Here is a 17171-nt window from a genome sequence, read left to right as displayed (position 1 = left end):
TCTGTTTTATGATCGCCAGGATCTGACTGTCGGTATATCTCGATTTACGCATAGAAAACTCCTTCGTTTTAGTTTAACGGGAATTTCTACTTAAAACTGCTCCGACTTTCTGGGGGGATTACACTATCAGCCCACTGCCACCTGTAATAAGCAAATTCATCTGGTTTTCCTTTATTTGTTTTTATGTAAAGGGATGTAAAAGGGATCAATAATTCGCCTTAATAATGAGTTTAGCTTTCTTCGATTTTATGGCAAATTCAGCGTCAACATGCATGGAATAATCCAAAGTATAATAGATGCACCACATTCACTGAGTTAAAATCCGCCTATAAATTTGCTTCTCAAAGGTTGTTAGTAGTGAAAGTAGAAAATGTTAAAGGCTTTACCCTAATTGAATTGATCATAGTGATCGTCATTCTAGGGATTTTGTCTGTGGTTGCGGCTCCGAAATTTATTAACTTAACTTCAGATGCAAACAAGGCAGCCCTTGACGGAATGGCGGGAGCCGCAAGTGGTGCTGTTAATTTGGTATATGCCAAGGCCATAATTCAAGGTGTGGTAAACGACGCTGAAGGCAACGTTGACCTCGATGGCGACGGAGTGGATGATATCGCAACAGTGTATGGCTTCCCCAGTGCCAATCGCACGACTGGCATTGCAAATGCGCTTCAGTTAGATGAAGACTGGGCCTATGGCGACACCTTTGGCGGAGGGCAGTTCTTCGTTTCGCCTTCAAGAATTGTTGGTTTTAGTGGCATTACCAACAATAATATTCCTCTTAGAAGCCCGAATTGCTATCTAACCTATAATCCACCAGCTGGGGTAAATGAGCTGCCTACCTATGATTTTGTGACCTCAGGATGCTAGTAAGCACACACCTTCAAATTGCTGGAACATCAAAGGGTGTGAGTTACACACTTTCAATGCTCCAGCTAGTTAGTTTTTAGCTAGACTATTATCTAGGCCATTAATTAATTTGAGTAACAAAGTCTTCTTTCGGGCGACGTATCTTTTTCAAGTTTTTAAGCCAATCGCCCTCTTCTGCCCGGTAACCCAATGGTAAAATTACCACCGAGCGCAATCCGCGTTCAGATAAACCTAGAAGTTCATCCAATTTTTCAGGTACGAAACCTTCCATAGGTGTACTATCCACACCTTCTTCAGCAGCGGCAACCAGAGCAGTTCCAAGCCCAATGTAGGCTTGACGCGCTGCATGTTGGAAATTGATTTCTGGTTCTCTTGGAGGGTAGGTAGCCAAGAGCATTTTACGGTAATTTTCCCAGCCTTCATTAATAACACCGCGCTCTGCGTTGACTAAGTCAAACATGTGATTAATCCGCTCTTCAGTATAGTTATCCCAAGCCGCAAACACGAGCAGGTGCGAACAGTCTGAGATTTGCGCCTGATTATAAGCTAGGGGCACTATTTGATCTCGCAAATCTTGATTTTTTACCACAATCACTTCATAGGGTTGTAATCCACTTGAGGTTGCAGTTAAACGAATAGCTTCAAGAATGCGTTCTACTTTTTCGTCGGCAACCGCTTTGGTTGCGTCCATTTTCTTTGTTGCATAACGCCAGTTTAACTTTTCTACCAAATTTGACACTAATGACTCCGAGATTATTCAATATGGGAGTGATAAAAATATGGCCATTTTCAGTAAATTCAATTGATTAAGTAAAAAACAAAGCAGAATTGAAGTTGTTATCTTCCATCGATTAGATGTTAGATATATAAAATAGAATGAAAAGCCAACCTAATTAAGTTGGCATATAACCTGTTTTTAAATCGTTTTTTTTGAATCAGTTGGATGAAAATAATACAGGTTGACTAGCCGGCATTGGAACTAACAAATTTACAATTCTGTGCTTATTGCATTGCTTAGGTTTTAATTTAATGGCGGTTTGATTAAACCTATTTTTGGATACTAATTTATTTACATCATCTGTGATCATAATTTTTCTGCTCCATGAATTAAAAGTAGTACGCACTTGAGAAAATGAAAAACCTCCTTGGTTTAAAGTGAGCTTACATCAGCATTAGCTAAAGTTACGTTTGCAATATCTTGCAGTATTAAGTGTAGTCTAAGATAGAAAACATATAGGGTTGTGGTTATCACGCTCGGTAAAAATAATAAAGCCTCAGCAAAATCAACGCGTTGCATAGCTGACTTACAGCAGTTAGACTAAATCTTCCTCATATCACCTCAATTAATGAAAATTAAAAATGAAATTTAAAGCCATATATTTATTATTTAGCATGTATTGCTGCTTTGCAGTGAGCGCACCTAATGCTAATACTACGGAGCCCAGTCAAGCTCAAGTTATCGACCGATTTGCCGAACTTGCTCTTGAGTGTGTGCACAAAGAATATCCGAATATCATAAAACATATGATGAACAGTGATGAAGATGTGAAAACACCTAAGAAACTCTACCCGGCGTTTTACGGTTGTTATGATTGGCATTCATCTGTCCATGGACATTGGCTGCTCACGCGAATTGCCAGCCAATACCCAGATACAGCTCGTTATCAAGACATCATGGCCAGCTTAGCGCAGAGTTTTACCAAAGAAAATTTGGAAGGTGAATTAGCTTATTTTAATCGAGCAGATACCGGAACCAGCTTTGAGCGCCCTTACGGACTAGCTTGGTTTTTGCAACTCACTTCGGAGCTGCGAGAATGGGACAATCCAAAAGCCAAGCACTGGCTAACTATTCTAACCCCTTTAGAAAACAAAATTGTTGCTAATTTGACCGATTGGATACCTAAACTTTCCTTCCCTATTCGAGTGGGAGAGCATAGCCAAACAGCATTTGCCTTTGGGTTAATGCTGGATTGGAGCGTGACTGCTCATAATCAAGAGTTTAACGATTTATTAAAGCAAAACATTAGGCGTTTATATGCTAATGATGTGAATTGTCCTTTAGCCTATGAGCCATCAGGCCAAGATTTCTTATCACCGTGTATTGCCGAAGCGGATTTAATGAGAAGGGTACTTTCAGCCGAAAAATACGCGAAATGGTTAGGGGCGTTTTTGCCATCAATTCCCATCGATGGTGATGGAAATTGGCTAAATGTCGCCACAGTAGTCGACAAAAGCGACGGTAAACTGGCTCACTTAGATGGATTAAATTTAAGTAGAGCGTGGATGTTAGAAGGTATCGCCTCAGCTTTAAAGTCTGCTGATCCCCGTAAAACTGCGATTTTACGTGCTGCACAAGCACACAAAACATCAGGGCTAAATTCAGTTATCCATGATATGCATTATATGGGCAGTCACTGGTTAGGGAGTTTCGCGACCTATTTAGAAACTCAACGGGGTTTATAGTAAATTGAATCTAATGCCCCTGGCGTTATAGAACGAAAAAAGCACTAGGTTTAGAACCTAGTGCTTTTTAAAAAACGGTATTCGAACTATCGTCTACAATTGATTAAGCTTTTTTACGAAACCTTAATGCTAGTAGTCCCAAGGCAAGCGTAGCTAATGTCGTTGGCTCAGGAATATCATTACTAGCTAGTTCGTTGCGTACTAAAAACGTTTCTCCAAAAGTACTAGTTGAGAATGTAGCGATGTGACTAGGCGCCCCCCAAACATAACCATTTGAAACGTCTCTAGCGTCACAATGACTGTACCCAGAACCAAAGTAAGATGCCGCGCATACATTACTGTTATAGTTATCGAGTTGAAATGCAGTAACTAACTCTGCAGTAGAAGCAAAACTTGTTGTCCACTCAATTTCTGTAGCAAATCTAAAGTCATCAATAAGAGTAACATCACTGCCACAGCCACCAATGCCAGCACAAGGCGAGGCATAAACCCATTCTAAACCACTGTCGTCTTGATAATAAGTATAGCTACCTGTTTGATAAATTAAGCCAGCGTTTGCAAATCCACCAACAGTTAATAAGATGCCGACTAAGGCTAATTTTAAAGTTTTCATTCAATACCTCATAATTTGAATTGTTGTTTCTGCAGGATAGTTGTTAACTACATTTATGTATCACTAGCTGCTTACCCAAACAAATGCAAATTACAGGCCACATTTATAAGTAATTGAATTAAAAGCATATTTTACTTTTCCTATACAATCAGAAACCATGCTCTGTAAAATTATCAGACACAGATAGACCTAAATTGATTTCAACTAATGAGCGAAAATAAAATGTTTCTTCGGGAATCGGCACGGGGCGTTTCTTTCTTAGCGAATAGAACCGAAACGTTGTTCTAAATAAGCAATAATATCGTTACTTTCATACATCCAGGTATCTTTACCTTCTTGTGAGATACGCAAGCAAGGTACTTTGGTTTTGCCGCCTTGTTGCGCAAGCTCAGTCCTAAATTCACTACCTTTTCGGGCGCTACGGGTTTCCATAGGCAAGTTCAAACGGTGTAAAGCTCGACGAGTTTTAATACAAAAAGGACAAGCGAAAAACTGGTACAGAGCCATAGACTTAATTTCTTTCTCTACTTGTTGCTGTGCTTGGGCGCTGCGCTTTTGTTTACGAGGACGAGTTATCAGATCAAAAAAAGCAATAATGCAACCAAGAAAATTGCGAATGACGTTAATAAAAAAAGACATGATTTGTATACTACCCTAAAAAAATGAGGCCGTATTATAAACCCTTAACACTGGGAATTGTGCTGTGGTTTATGAATATTTTGATATTAGCTATAAGGTGATTAGGGACAGCCAAGAACGTAATAATCCTTAGACTTGTAAGCCTATTAAACATCAGATGACCGGGTTTTATAGGCGTTTAAATTTTAAACAAGAAGGTCGCCGGATAATTTACCGGCGAGATTCAATTCACTTCCCCCAACTGGCGATTAGGGGAAGCTTGAGTCGACTTAAAACTCTGGTGTTTGCGGTGCGGGCAAGTTAGTTTCTTGCATGCTACGGGCTTTAATATCAGCGATATCACCACCGAAATCAAACAAACTCACATCACCCCGTTCAGCTGCCATTTTAGCGCGTAAATCAGCGGTTGCCTGAGTATCTATGCTCAGTTCATCACTGATCACCACTCCATAACCTAAAGCACCTTCAATGGTAACCAAAGAGCGATTGATATCGTCTAACACGAGTTGAGGGTCACGCTGCAATGGATCTCCCCAACCGCCGCCGCCCCAAGTATTAAAGTACAGAATATCGCCTTTTTTCACTTCAATACCTTCACACTTGGCTGGCAAGGTTTCTTCACTACCATCAGCACGTTTTAATAGTTTGGTAGAACGCATTCCTGGCGCACCACCGTTAACTCCCCACGGATAAGTTAACCAACGATCATCATGAATCGCAATTTGGCCATCATTTAAGAAACGGTATCCCACAGACAAACCGTTTCCACCGCGATGCAAACCAACGCCACCTGAATCAGGAATCGTTTCGTATGCTTCTACGCGTAATGGGAAGTAAGCCTCGATGAATTCGTTCGGTACATTGGTGAAACCTGGCCATAAGGAGTGTCCATCCGGGCCATCTCCGGCTGGGCGTCCAGGAATACCACCAAATCCAATTTGGAATAACTGGAACCACTCGCCATTGTCATCGTAACCTGAATAGAACAAGTGTGGAGAATCAGAAAACCCTGCGGCATTCATTGCCTCTGGAGCACCTTGTCCTAATAGACCGCCCATCACATCGAAGATTCTGCCCAACGCATGGGTTCTGCCCGATAACGCGGCAGGATAATTCGGTTTCAATAAGCTTCCTTGAGGAATACGGACGTCAACCAAATCATAAAAACCGTCGTTGAACAGTATTTGTGGATCCACTAAGTTAATAGTGAAAGACCCAAAAAACATTTTGAACATATCTTCATTAAGATAGAAGTTAATGGAGCTTTTTGCTTGGGGATCGGTCCCCTCAAAATCAAAAATGGCTTTTTCACCTTCTCGCCACATTTTACAACGAATTTTGTACGGGCCTTTGCCTACACCATCATCACATAGGTAATCTTCAAACACGCGAGGCTCTTCAGGTACTAGCATATTGATAATTGCCGACATGGCCGTATGATTGCGCTCTAACATGACTTCCATGGTGGAATAAAACACATCATCGCCAAACCGATCCGCAATTTCAATGACGCGTTTGGATGCAGTATTACATGCTGCCACTAACGCATTGAGATCGAATCGGTTCCACTGAGGTGTGCGAACATTATGCAATATCAGTTCGAGTAACTCGGTTTGTAATACGCCTTTTTTATACAATTTAGTTGGCGGAATACGTATCCCTTCTTGGAATATAGACTCGGCTTTGATGGGAATTGAACCTGGTACCATGCCACCATTATCAGACATATGTCCGAACATTGCAGACCAAGCGATGTGACGACCTTCGCGGAAAATCGGCACCAAAACTAACCAGTCAGGCAAGTGAGATACGGCAGCATTACACATGTAAGGGTCGTTGGTGAGTAAAACATCGCCCTCTTCCATTTCTCCGGTAAATGCTTCCATAAACCCGTGGATAAACGAGCCAAACTGACCAACCACCATTTTACCGTCGCGATTGGCGATCATTGGGAAACAATCCCCTTGTTCACGAATACCTGGACTCATGGCGGTTCTGAATAACACGGCATCCATTTCTTCGCGGGCATTTTTCAATGCATTTTCAATAATATCGACGGTGACAGTATCTGCATCAACACGTTTAAGAGGAGTGCTATTAGTTTCAATAATTTTATTCATTCTATTCTCCTACTACTTATTGCTAGCGTTAACAGGATTGATTAATAAGTTGCCCACAGAATCTACTGTCGCTACGTAACCCGGTAAAATCACAGTTGTTGAATCCATTTCACCGACAATACATGGTCCTGGTACTTCCAAGCCAACCCCCATTTTGCCTCGCTCATAAATCGCAGCTTCATGGTATTTACCGTCGAAGTAAATTTTTGAATCGGCAATTTTACACTCCCCTAAACTAGATTTTTGGGCGATTTGTTTATTTTGAGGCAACGCTGTTGATGTAGCAGAAACAATTGCCCGTACCATTACAATTTCATGGCCTTCATCTAGGGCAAAGGTGAACAACTGGGTATGCTCTTCATCAAATCGGTCGATCAATAGATCCAAACCTTTGGCTTCAAAGTCTGCTTTTGAACATTCAATAGAAAGTTGGAAAGCTTGTCCGGTATAACGCACATCCGCTTGCAAGGTAACATCTAAGTCTTCTTTGCTAATGCCATCAGCAATTAATGTTGAAGCCGCTTTGTCGGTAAGCTCTGCAAACAATTCAGCAAGTGAATCTTTATCCGTGTCTTTAATCAGGGTTACGAAGGTTTTTGATGCTTCATCTTTTACCACTGTTGTGGCATCACCATAGGCACACAATACACCTGGTCCTGGTGGAATAATGGTTGGCCAAGCGTCCGTTAGAATACCCAGGGCGTTGGCGTGTAATGGGCCAGCGCCACCAAATCCGACTAAAGCAAAATCTCGTGGATCAAAACCTTGTTCAACCGAAACTAACCGTAGGGCTCCAAACATGGCTTCATTTGCAATACGGATAATCCCCTCTGCGGCTTCTTCAACGGAAATTTCCATGGCATCAGCGACTTTCTTGACGGCCGCTACCGCAGCAGCTTTATCGATAGCCATTTTACCGCCAAGTTGCACATCAGAAGGCAAATAACCCAGTACTACATTGGCATCACATACCGTTGGCTCAACACCGCCTTTCATATAAGCAGCAGGGCCTGGCTTAGCACCGGCAGACTCAGGGCCCACACGTAAGGCTTTAGTTAATTCAGGAACAAAAGCTAACGAACCGCCTCCTGCCCCCACAGTACGTACATCAACCGATGGGGCTCTTACCACTACGTCACCCACTCGGGTTTCTCGTCTGATCCGTGCTTTGGAATTTTGAATTAGGGCTACATCGGTGGAAGTTCCGCCCATATCGAAGGTAAGGATATTGTCGTAACCGGCTGCTGAGGAAAAGTGTATAGCACCAGAAACACCACCAGCAGGCCCACTCATTAATAGGTTAACCGGGTTATCGGCTGCCGCATTGGCTGACGCTAAACCACCGTCTGAACGCAATATTGATAAATGTAAGTCATCGCCCATAGTTTTATGCAATGAAGCTTGCAAGTTATCAACATATCGTGCCACTTCAGGTCTAACGTAAGAGTTCACTACTGTGGTTTCTGTGCGCTCATACTCTTGCATTTCAGGCACGATATCACTGGAGATACTGATGGGAATATCAGTAAATACCGATGCCGCTAATTCCTTCGCGCGTTTTTCATGCTCACCATTTACATAGGCATTGATGAAACAAATCGTTAACGCTTCCACTTCATCCGTTGCTTTTAATTTTTTTAAATCTTGCAGTAGTGCTTGTTCATCTAGCTCAGTGGCAATGCTGCCATCAGCATCCATACGTTCAGTGGCTTCAATGGTCAGTTCCAGTGGTGCCAACAACGGCTTTTTAACAAAACTAACCCAACCACCTAGTCCACCAGGACAAAATGAACGAGCCACTTGCAACACATGTTTGTAACCGCGGGTGGTCACCAACCCAACTTTTGCCCCTTTGCCGGTGAGTACGGCATTAGTGGCAACGGTAGTACCATGCATAACACGGTTAATTTGTTTGGGATCGATACCAGACTCATCGCAAATACGGGCAATACCATTTAACACTCCTATTGAAGAGTCTTCGGGCGTAGAGGGCACCTTTGCAGTGTGAGTTTCACCATTGCTTTCGTTAATCAATAGCAGGTCCGTAAAGGTACCTCCTACATCAACACCTAATCGATAACTCATAGCATTTTCCTTTTTTATATTCTTGTTGTAATTCGTTTTTATTTTTGGTCTTCGTATTTATTTCGGTTATGCAGGGTACGTTTTACGTAACCAGGTTTTCGCATTTCCGCCTTTTGCGGTCTTGGTTAATTCAATGGCAAGGTCTGAGGCCGCCAATAGGGTTGGCATATCAATACCGGTTTCATATCCCATTTGATGACACATCATTACCACGTCTTCAGTGGCCACATTACCACTGGCCCCAGGGGCAAAAGGACACCCCCCTAAACCGGCAATGGACGCATCAAATCGGCGCACACCCGCGGTTAGTGCGGCATAAACATTAGCTAGCCCCATGGCACGGGTATCGTGGAAATGACAGGCTATTTTGTCTGCACCGAATTTTTCAATCAAAGTCGTCATTAGGGCTTGAACGCTTTGTGGATTCGCCGCGCCAATGGTGTCAGCAATGACCAGGCGAGACGCGCCCATATTGATGAGCTTTTCAGCAAGATCCACAACTTGTTGAGCTGGAATAACGCCTTCGAAAGGACATTCCCAGGCAGTTGCTAAATACACCTGTAATTCAACATCTGTGCCCTTGCCTGCATCGATTACCTGCTCAATGACACTCAAGGTTTGTTGGTTATCCATACGAATGTTTTTTTCGTTCATGGTGTTAGATGCAGCCATCACTAAAGATGCCAATTTAACCTGATTTTTCTGAGCTAATTCAAAGCCTTTCATATTTGGGATCAGGGCTGAAAAATGGCAATCAGCTTTGGGCAGCTGTTGACATATTTCATCTGTTCCAGCCATTGCAGGAACCGCTTTAGGCGATACAAATGCGCCCACTTCAATACCATCTAACCTTGCATCGGTTAGCATCTGAATAAGTTGCAGGCGTTGTTGCGGGGTTAATATTTCTGCTTGGTTCTGCAAGCCATCACGGGGGCCTACATCATTAATGTATACATGATTACTCATTGCCAGTTCCTTTAATTGCGCCGTTTGCAACAAGGGAGTCGATGCGCTCTTGAGACATGTGTAACAACTCTGACAATACAGTTTGCGTATCTTGACCTAACACTGGTGCTGGAGAAAAAGATTCTTCATCGGTACGTGAGAATTTAATCGGATTACCAGGTCCTTTTGTGGTTTTTCCATCAGGATGTTTTAGATCAACAACCATATTCCGATACAAAACTTGCTCATCGCTCAGTGCTTGGGACAAGTTATTCACTGGCGCACAGGGAATGCGTTTAGCTTCCAGCTGTTCAATCCAGTAAGCAGAGGTATTTTGGCTCAAAATTTCATTTAATTTAGCGTTTATGAAATCTTTGTCGGCCCAGCGCCCAGGTTGACCATCATATTTGCTATCTGCAAACTCTGGACACTTAACCACTTCATTTAGATTTTTCCAGAAGTTGTCTGTGATCACCGCTATGACCACAAAACCATCTGAGGTTTGAAATGTATTGTAAGGAACATGCACAAAATGGGAATTACCTATTGGATAGGGATTTTCACCAGATAAAAAGTGCATTGTTGCCATGTAGTTCAGCATTGAAATTTGGCAATCGAGCATGGAAATATCCACATCTTGACCTTTACCACTGGTCGCTCGCTCAATAATAGCTGACTGAATGCCCATGACTGCAAACATACCGCCGCCCAGATCACCGATGGGAATACCGGCCCTTACTGGGTTTTCTTGATCGAGACCCGTAATTGACATACCGCCGCCCATAGCTTGGGCAACCTGATCAAATGCAGGGCGTTTAAATTTAGGTCCACTACTGCCAAAACCAGTAATACTGCAAGTGATAATACGCGGGTTAATTTTGCTCAAGGTGTTGTAGTCAATGCCGAGACGATCAGGCACACCGGCACCAAAATTATTTACCACCACATCTGATTCTTTCACTAAATCATAAAAAACTTGTTTACCTTCTTCACTTTTTAAATCGATACAAATACTTTGTTTATTGCGATTCAAGGTAATGTAATAAGCGCCCATTCCATCCAAGGAGTTCTTCGGATCACTGGCGAGCAACTTACGTGTTCCTTCGCCCTGCAAAGGTTCAACCTTAATTGTTTCTGCTCCTAAATCTGCGAGCAACATTGCGCAATACGGACCTGATAACATATGTGTTAGATCAATTACACGTATACCAGAAAGCGGCTTATTCATTCTTTATCTCCAATTATATTTTTGTGTCCTGAAAGTAAACGGGTTATGGCATTAGGTGTGCCATAACCTGTCACTAGAAGTGTGCTTAAAAGTTATAAGCGAATTCAACGCCGTACTCTGCAAGGGCTGAGGGGTGTATAAAAGACCCACCAAATTCAGGCGCAGGAATGACTTCTTGTAAATATTCTTCGTCTGTGATGTTTTTGCCATAAATGGCCAATGTCCAGTTTTCAGCTTCAAGGGCAATACGCGCATTAATAGTGAAAAAGGAATCACGTTTAGCATTATCAAAATTTTGCGAATGCGGGCCCGGTGGAACACCGCCTCCTAAGGTTCCAAAGTAATCCCAAATGGTTGGGGTTTCCTCACCTTGCAAGGTATGGAAGTAGGTCTCTCCGGTATATTGATAATCCAATCGTGTGGTCACCCAAAAGTCCTCATTCACTGGCTGCTCGTAACTAAAGCCTAAGGTATAAGTAGTATCAGGAGACTGCGGTGCTTTATTGCCAACGGTAATAGGACGACTGCGATTTTCTTTAATTTCTGAATCAAGAAGACCCAAGCCCGCAAAGACTTTAAAGCTCTCGGTAACATCGGCTGTGACATCAAGTTCGAAGCCTTGGATTTCGAGTTCATCAATGGTGCTTACCGCACGTAATAAACCGAAAGGCCCGGCAAAGAATTCGAAAAATTGGTTATCCTCGACTTTGGTTTTGAATACCGCTGCATTCAACTTAACCTTGTTGTCTAAGAATTTAGATTTGATCCCTAACTCAATATTCGTCGTCACTTCTTTATCGTATTCATCGCTTACCAACAGTTGAGCATCTACTGCATCACCAGGATTGCCCGTACCCGAACTGTTAAACCAATAATCTAAGGTTGCTTGCGTACCCAAAGAGTTAAAACCACCACTTCTAAAACCGACGCCATAGCTGGCATAGGAATTAACATTGTCGGATAACTCGTAACTTAAGGTGACTTTGGGTTGAAATTGAGCAAACGAGCGGCTGCGATCTGGAATACCGTCTGGATTGTCTACCAGACCTGGGTTAATAGGACCCACTTCGCCATCCACAATGGTATTAATATTTAGGCCTGAAGCACTGACATTAGGTACGTTGTTGGAAACGGTTCTATCTTCATAGTCGTAACGAAGGGCAACGGATAATTCCAGTTTTTCTGAAACATCGTATTCAATTTGACCAAATGCGGATAACACTGAGGTGTCGTAAGTATCATCAAACAACAGATCCGTGGGATTAGGTCCTGTAGGCGGCACATAAGCTTGTTGCAAAAAGCCTTGTCCTTGATCAGCACCATAGGCCACCACGACATCACGCTCGATTTCAGCGAAGTACACACCGGCGATCCAACGTAGATCAGCCGTATCGTCATCTGAGGTAATTCTTAGTTCACCACTAAAATCAGATTGGCTGCGTTCTTGATATTGATATCCATCACAAGAAGTCGGTGTGTAAGGACCGTATACACCAGTGAATTCCACTCCCGGCGGAAAAATACCGAAAGGCGCAAAAAACTCGCCAAATAAATCCGTTCGGTCTGCGCCTCCTAATGCTGTGGGTGTATTATTCAAGGTTTCACGGTCAGTTTGACACTGTGGCGTTAACTCATAACCATAGAAGGATGCACTGGTACCGTCAGATAACAATGTTTCTTCCAAATCGTTGTAAGACAACACGCCAGTCACATCATAACCTTCTAAATCCCAATCTGCTTTTACTGAGAGTTCAGTGCTGTCTTGTTTATTTTCACTGATTCTACCCCAAAAAAATGGACAGTTAATTAATACTTAGGACATGCTGTTCGTAGTCAACAGGACTTACAAAACCTAAGTACCCATGACGCCTTTTTCGATTATAAAAACACTCAATATAGTCGAAAATATCGAGCCGCGCCTCTTCGTGGCTTTGATACCGGTAACGACGTATTCTTTCTCGTTTCAATACGCCAAAAAAGCTCTCTACCACGGCATTATCATAGCAGTTCCCACCGCCACTTTGACACTGCCTTCTAGCTCGTCGCTGGGTAAAGTAGTGGTCACTAGAATTGCGCCAGCTACCGCGTTACGTCCGTACAGCGCTCCTTGCGGACCTTTAAGAATTTCGATTTGGGCAATATCCAACAACTCACCGTTGAAACCATTAGGATTGGTCATCAACACCCCATCAACCACATAAGCGAAGGTTGATTCAGCGTCTCGGGTTGACACTATGCCGCGAATATTAACCTGTGTGTCACCTACGTTAGCGGTGTCGACAATATTCACGTTAGGTACCAGGGAAATAAAGTCACCTGGGCGTTCAATACCAGCCGTTTCAATATCTCTGGCCGACAATGCACTTACCGCAATAGGGACTTGTTGCAGGCTTTCTGGACGCTTACGAGAGATACTAATTAATTCAATTGACTCTTCCTCGGCTTGTGCTTCTTGGGCAAGGGCAGCGCCGGCAAAGGTAGTTGAACTCGTTAACAAAGATATCGCGATAGCATTTCCCAATTTATTTCGGGTAAATCTAAGCATGGTGTTTTCCCTCTTGGTTGTTGTTATTATTGCGTTTTAATCTGCGCCACAAAGTGGTTTGGCTAATACCTAAATACTGTGCTACCAACTCTTTATTGCCGTTAAACTTTGTCATCGCTTGATTCAGCAACTCCTGTTCATTCTTGGCAATGGCGCCAGTTTGTTCTACTGCTTTGGTTTCAAATAACTCAGGAGCTAAGTCGGTCAATAACTGGGAAATTCTTTTACTCGAAACATCTTGAAAGGCAGAGCAATAAACCAGTAAACGTTCCACAATATTTTCCAGCTCTCTAATATTTCCGGGCCAATCATAAGCTTTGAAAACCGGGGTTAATTGTTGGGTTAAACGTTGAATTACGTCATCCCCTAAACTGCCGAAATTAAGGGCGGTTAATTTGTTCTGGGTGATATTTTCAATGTCTTCTCGACGCTCTTTTAAAGAGGGAACGTTAATGCTTAAAACATTCAGCCGATAGTACAAATCATCTCTGAATAAACCTTGTTTTACCTGGGTGGCCAATGGACGATTAGTGGCTGCAATCACCTTCAGATTAACTTTAAATTCTTTATGAGAGCCGATAGGTCGATAGGTTTTTTCTTGGATAACGCGGAGCAATTTTGCTTGTTGCGGTAGGGTCAACTCGCCTACTTCATCTAAGAACAACACGCCATTTTCTGCTTCGTATAATAGACCGTGTTTGCCTCCGCGCTTTGAGCCAGCAAATGCACCTTCCACGTAACCAAACAACTCCCCTTCAAATAACTCACTGGGCATAGCCGCACAGTTAATGGCCACAAACCGGCCTTCTGCAAACTGACTTTTTTGATGAATACGTTTGGCTATCATTTCTTTGCCCGTACCCGACTCGCCAATGATCAATACATGACTTGGTGAGTTCGCGTACAAATCTGTACGTTCAATCAAGTCTGTCATCAATTTGGATTTGTAAATTAGTGGTTGGTCTATGGTGGGCGCTTTCTTGGATGGAAATATTTGCGGTGTTTGCGCATAAAATTGGTACACATCAAACTGACTGTTAATCATCATGATGGTGTCTTTATGGAACCACCAGTCGGTCTCATTTAACCGACACTTGCCATCAGACACATCGGCAAACTGACTACTGTGTAACAAATCCAAAATTTCTTGTTTGTTATTCGAGTCAATGACAAATTCTGTTTTTGCCGCCCTATTCGAAGTTAGAACATCAGTATAGTTGTCGACCACTAGAATTGGCGTTTTAGAGTCTTCATCTAGCCATTTATGAATGGCTTTTGTGTGAATTGAATCCCGCTGTTTGCGACCTAAAACAACGGCTTCTTTCAACACTGTTCGACATGACTCTTTAGAATAAATTAGAAAGGATTTGATGTTGTCCTGAAACGCTAAACCGCACACCAGACTGGCCCCAACCACCACATTGCTCGATGACAAATGAGCCAACTGATACATTTGCTTTGCATCTTCGGCAGTTTCGTATTGATGAAAAGTAATATTTACTGAAGAGCTCTGATTCAATAATTTAACTAAACTACTGTAATCATCGTAGGTAATAAGGTGGATATCTTGACTCACCTTAGACGCTTTTAATATGGCGCTAACAATATCTGATTCTGTCACAGGAATAGACATAACAGGTACATCTAACGTGGTTTTTAAGTACGCCGAATTACTGCCTGCACTTATGACTAGGTCTGGTTTGAAAATGTGAATGTGGGTATTGGCTTCATGAATTGTGCCAATGATTGCATCCACCACCTTACATTCGGCGTGGTCTTCAAATTCTTCTAATACACTACTAACCAATTGGCTAAACTCTTTGTGACCAAAGATTAGAATGCGAATTTTTTGGCTTTGCTTGATCAATTTGTTGCAACCTGAAATTAAAAATTGTTAGCAAGTTAACATAGCACGGTTCATGCCAAAAACAATGAAATTTAAAAACACTTAAATTTCAAATATTTAGATTAATTTAAAATTTCAGTTTCACGACAACTATTTCAAAATGAAATAATAAACTCCAATTTGAAATAAAATCATTCATTTTGAAATTTTGTTTTTTGATACCTCAGTCAATTGTAAAATAGCGCCAAATTGCTCATAAGGAGTGAGATCACAAATTGCCCAGTCTTGTAAACCCGTTCTTTTATCTGGGTTATACAGTTCAAGTTTTTGCAAAGTTTCATCAATGGATTCAGTAGCAAAAGAAAGCAAAAAAATCCCTTCACCTTTTTTCTGCAAAATCTCTGCAACCACTCCCTCTTTACTTACAGGTTGTACTAAAACCAAAAAACTCTCACCGATACTAAAGCGCGCGGTTTTAACCAGTCGTTGAGGCAACGCTTCAATTACAGGTGATTGAGATAGCAAAGATTGGAAGTAGCTAACGGATTCATCTAAATTTGCCACTACAAAATTGATATGGTGAATATGAGTGAGCAATTGTCCCTCCTAACTAACAATTCGAAAAGAATTGCGAACTGATAAAGTGGATCTTGCTTGAGTTAAAGGAAAAGTATGATTCTAAAACAATTTTTCGTTTATCTAAGCTATGCAAAACTTAATGAGCCAAGTTGTCTTTTTATTGCTTGTCTGAAAGAACGGCTCACTGGAATATCACGATCGTTTAATAGCTTAATGGATGCACTATGCCCTTGTTCTGAATATCCTACTGCCGCCTCTTCACTTACCCAGTAGGAACGATGGGTTTGAAAACCATTCTGACCTTGCATTTCAGCAATAGCATCTTTGAAACGAATGTAAATAAGCTCTTCTCTGTTTTGGAGTATTACTCGGGTGTAATGATCTTCAGCAATCAGTGCTAAAATATCACCAGGCTTAGACAAACGGTTGTGCAAACGAGGGCTTCGACTTTGTTTGAAATCGGAATGTTCGTCACTTAACTCAGTAGACAAGAGCCAGCTACGAAAACGTTGTACTTTTTTGCTGTCAGCAGAGTAGTTAAATCGACTCACTCCCAGCACAAATAGATAAAAATAATTAACAGATACCCATATACCAATACCCAGTGTCCAATTACTGATTGTCACAACGATATCTGTATAGCGCGAGGTACTCTTTAAAACTTGTCCTTCTTGAACATAGCCATCCACCAGAATATCTCTAACAATACTAACGGGTACCCAAAGCACAATTCCAAGGGCAAAGCCTGCTATTAGAATGGCAATAAAAGGGGCTTTAAACGGCTTTAAAACCAATGCAACTAACTTGCTACCAATGGCCAAAAACTGCCAAGACAATAGTGTGGAAATCAACCAATAAACTAAGTGACCTTCAATACCTACTAAGGGTTCAGTGCCTGATTGTGAGAGTGCAAAAAACATCCCAAGGGCTAGTGGCACACCGAGATAAAAAGAAAGTACGGTTCTATCTCGTAAAGCTAAGGAAAAGGATTGCCAAGCTCGTTTTAATATAATTATCACTGAGTTCCCCTATTCTAGTGAGGCAAATTGCATCGTATTGGCAATTGCAGTCACTTATTTAACACCAATCTAAAGGGTAAAACACGCTTAAATTTCGCGGAGCGCGAATAGCATTCGCGAAATAAAGTATGTTCCTGAGGCTTGTTAATCAAGCAGAGGGTTACAAACGATTTCCTTATAAAACAACACAGATTTCTGTAATTCCATGACTTGTATAGCTGT

At 41.9% G+C, this 17171-nt stretch carries 14 protein-coding genes and 1 pseudogene; 2 read left to right on the top strand and 13 right to left on the bottom strand.

Features of this window, described 5'->3' with window-relative positions:
• The first annotated feature begins 357 nt into the window (after positions 1–357).
• Positions 358–867 (top strand): prepilin-type N-terminal cleavage/methylation domain-containing protein, encoded by a 510-nt coding sequence (locus ACYVIL_RS00460; protein ID WP_303470752.1) that lies wholly within the window; start codon positions 358–360, stop codon positions 865–867.
• 100 nt (positions 868–967) lie between these two features.
• On the opposite strand, the gene ACYVIL_RS00455 is transcribed toward ACYVIL_RS00460, so the two are convergent.
• Positions 968–1606, bottom strand: coding sequence for an NAD(P)H-dependent oxidoreductase (locus tag ACYVIL_RS00455; RefSeq protein WP_460311189.1), 639 nt, complete (start codon positions 1604–1606; stop codon positions 968–970).
• 620 nt (positions 1607–2226) lie between these two features.
• Between ACYVIL_RS00455 and ACYVIL_RS00450 the strand changes: the two genes are divergently transcribed.
• Positions 2227–3330 carry a DUF2891 domain-containing protein gene (locus ACYVIL_RS00450; RefSeq protein WP_460311188.1) on the top strand — a complete coding sequence of 368 codons (1104 nt, stop codon included), beginning with the start codon at positions 2227–2229 and terminating at the stop codon, positions 3328–3330.
• A gap of 103 nt (positions 3331–3433) precedes the next feature.
• Here ACYVIL_RS00450 and ACYVIL_RS00445 read toward each other — a convergent pair whose 3' ends face one another.
• The 12 genes and pseudogenes from ACYVIL_RS00445 to ACYVIL_RS00390 form a co-directional block, all read right to left on the bottom strand.
• Positions 3434–3943 (bottom strand): PEP-CTERM sorting domain-containing protein, encoded by a 510-nt coding sequence (locus ACYVIL_RS00445; RefSeq protein WP_460311187.1) that lies wholly within the window; start codon positions 3941–3943, stop codon positions 3434–3436.
• Between the two features lie 258 nt (positions 3944–4201).
• Positions 4202–4582, bottom strand: a complete 381-nt coding sequence (locus tag ACYVIL_RS00440) for a glutathione S-transferase N-terminal domain-containing protein (RefSeq protein WP_303470771.1) — start codon at positions 4580–4582, stop codon at positions 4202–4204.
• A gap of 269 nt (positions 4583–4851) precedes the next feature.
• Entirely contained in the window at positions 4852–6702 is a 1851-nt protein-coding gene (locus ACYVIL_RS00435; RefSeq protein ID WP_303470773.1) for a hydantoinase B/oxoprolinase family protein, read from the bottom strand.
• 12 nt (positions 6703–6714) lie between these two features.
• Positions 6715–8787: a hydantoinase/oxoprolinase family protein gene (locus ACYVIL_RS00430; protein ID WP_460311186.1), complete on the bottom strand. Its 2073-nt coding sequence runs from the start codon at positions 8785–8787 to the stop codon at positions 6715–6717.
• 66 nt (positions 8788–8853) lie between these two features.
• A complete protein-coding gene (locus tag ACYVIL_RS00425) occupies positions 8854–9753 on the bottom strand; it encodes a hydroxymethylglutaryl-CoA lyase (protein WP_460311185.1) in 900 nt (299 codons plus the stop codon).
• Positions 9746–10960, bottom strand: coding sequence for a CaiB/BaiF CoA transferase family protein (locus ACYVIL_RS00420; protein ID WP_303470780.1), 1215 nt, complete (start codon positions 10958–10960; stop codon positions 9746–9748). The genes ACYVIL_RS00425 and ACYVIL_RS00420 overlap by 8 nt, the downstream gene beginning before the upstream one ends.
• 85 nt (positions 10961–11045) lie before the next feature.
• Entirely contained in the window at positions 11046–12671 is a 1626-nt protein-coding gene (locus tag ACYVIL_RS00415; RefSeq protein WP_460311184.1) for a TonB-dependent receptor, read from the bottom strand.
• A 91-nt stretch (positions 12672–12762) separates the two neighbouring features.
• Positions 12763–12972 (bottom strand): annotated as a pseudogene (locus ACYVIL_RS00410) (IS3 family transposase); the annotation flags it as partial.
• Positions 12945–13505 carry a TonB-dependent receptor plug domain-containing protein gene (locus tag ACYVIL_RS00405; RefSeq protein ID WP_460311183.1) on the bottom strand — a complete coding sequence of 187 codons (561 nt, stop codon included), beginning with the start codon at positions 13503–13505 and terminating at the stop codon, positions 12945–12947. The pseudogene ACYVIL_RS00410 and the gene ACYVIL_RS00405, both read right to left, overlap by 28 nt.
• Positions 13498–15372 (bottom strand): sigma 54-interacting transcriptional regulator, encoded by a 1875-nt coding sequence (locus ACYVIL_RS00400; protein ID WP_460311182.1) that lies wholly within the window; start codon positions 15370–15372, stop codon positions 13498–13500. Before ACYVIL_RS00400 ends, ACYVIL_RS00405 begins: the two co-directional genes overlap by 8 nt.
• A gap of 174 nt (positions 15373–15546) precedes the next feature.
• Positions 15547–15948, bottom strand: coding sequence for a VOC family protein (locus ACYVIL_RS00395; protein ID WP_303470785.1), 402 nt, complete (start codon positions 15946–15948; stop codon positions 15547–15549).
• A 107-nt stretch (positions 15949–16055) separates the two neighbouring features.
• Positions 16056–16949, bottom strand: a complete 894-nt coding sequence (locus ACYVIL_RS00390; RefSeq protein WP_303470787.1) for a LytTR family DNA-binding domain-containing protein — start codon at positions 16947–16949, stop codon at positions 16056–16058.
• Positions 16950–17171: the final 222 nt, after the last annotated feature.

It is taken from the genome of Aliiglaciecola aliphaticivorans (genome assembly GCF_054782055.1).
Note: the sequence above shows the minus strand (reverse complement) of the source record. Positions and strands in the feature narration are given on the sequence as shown.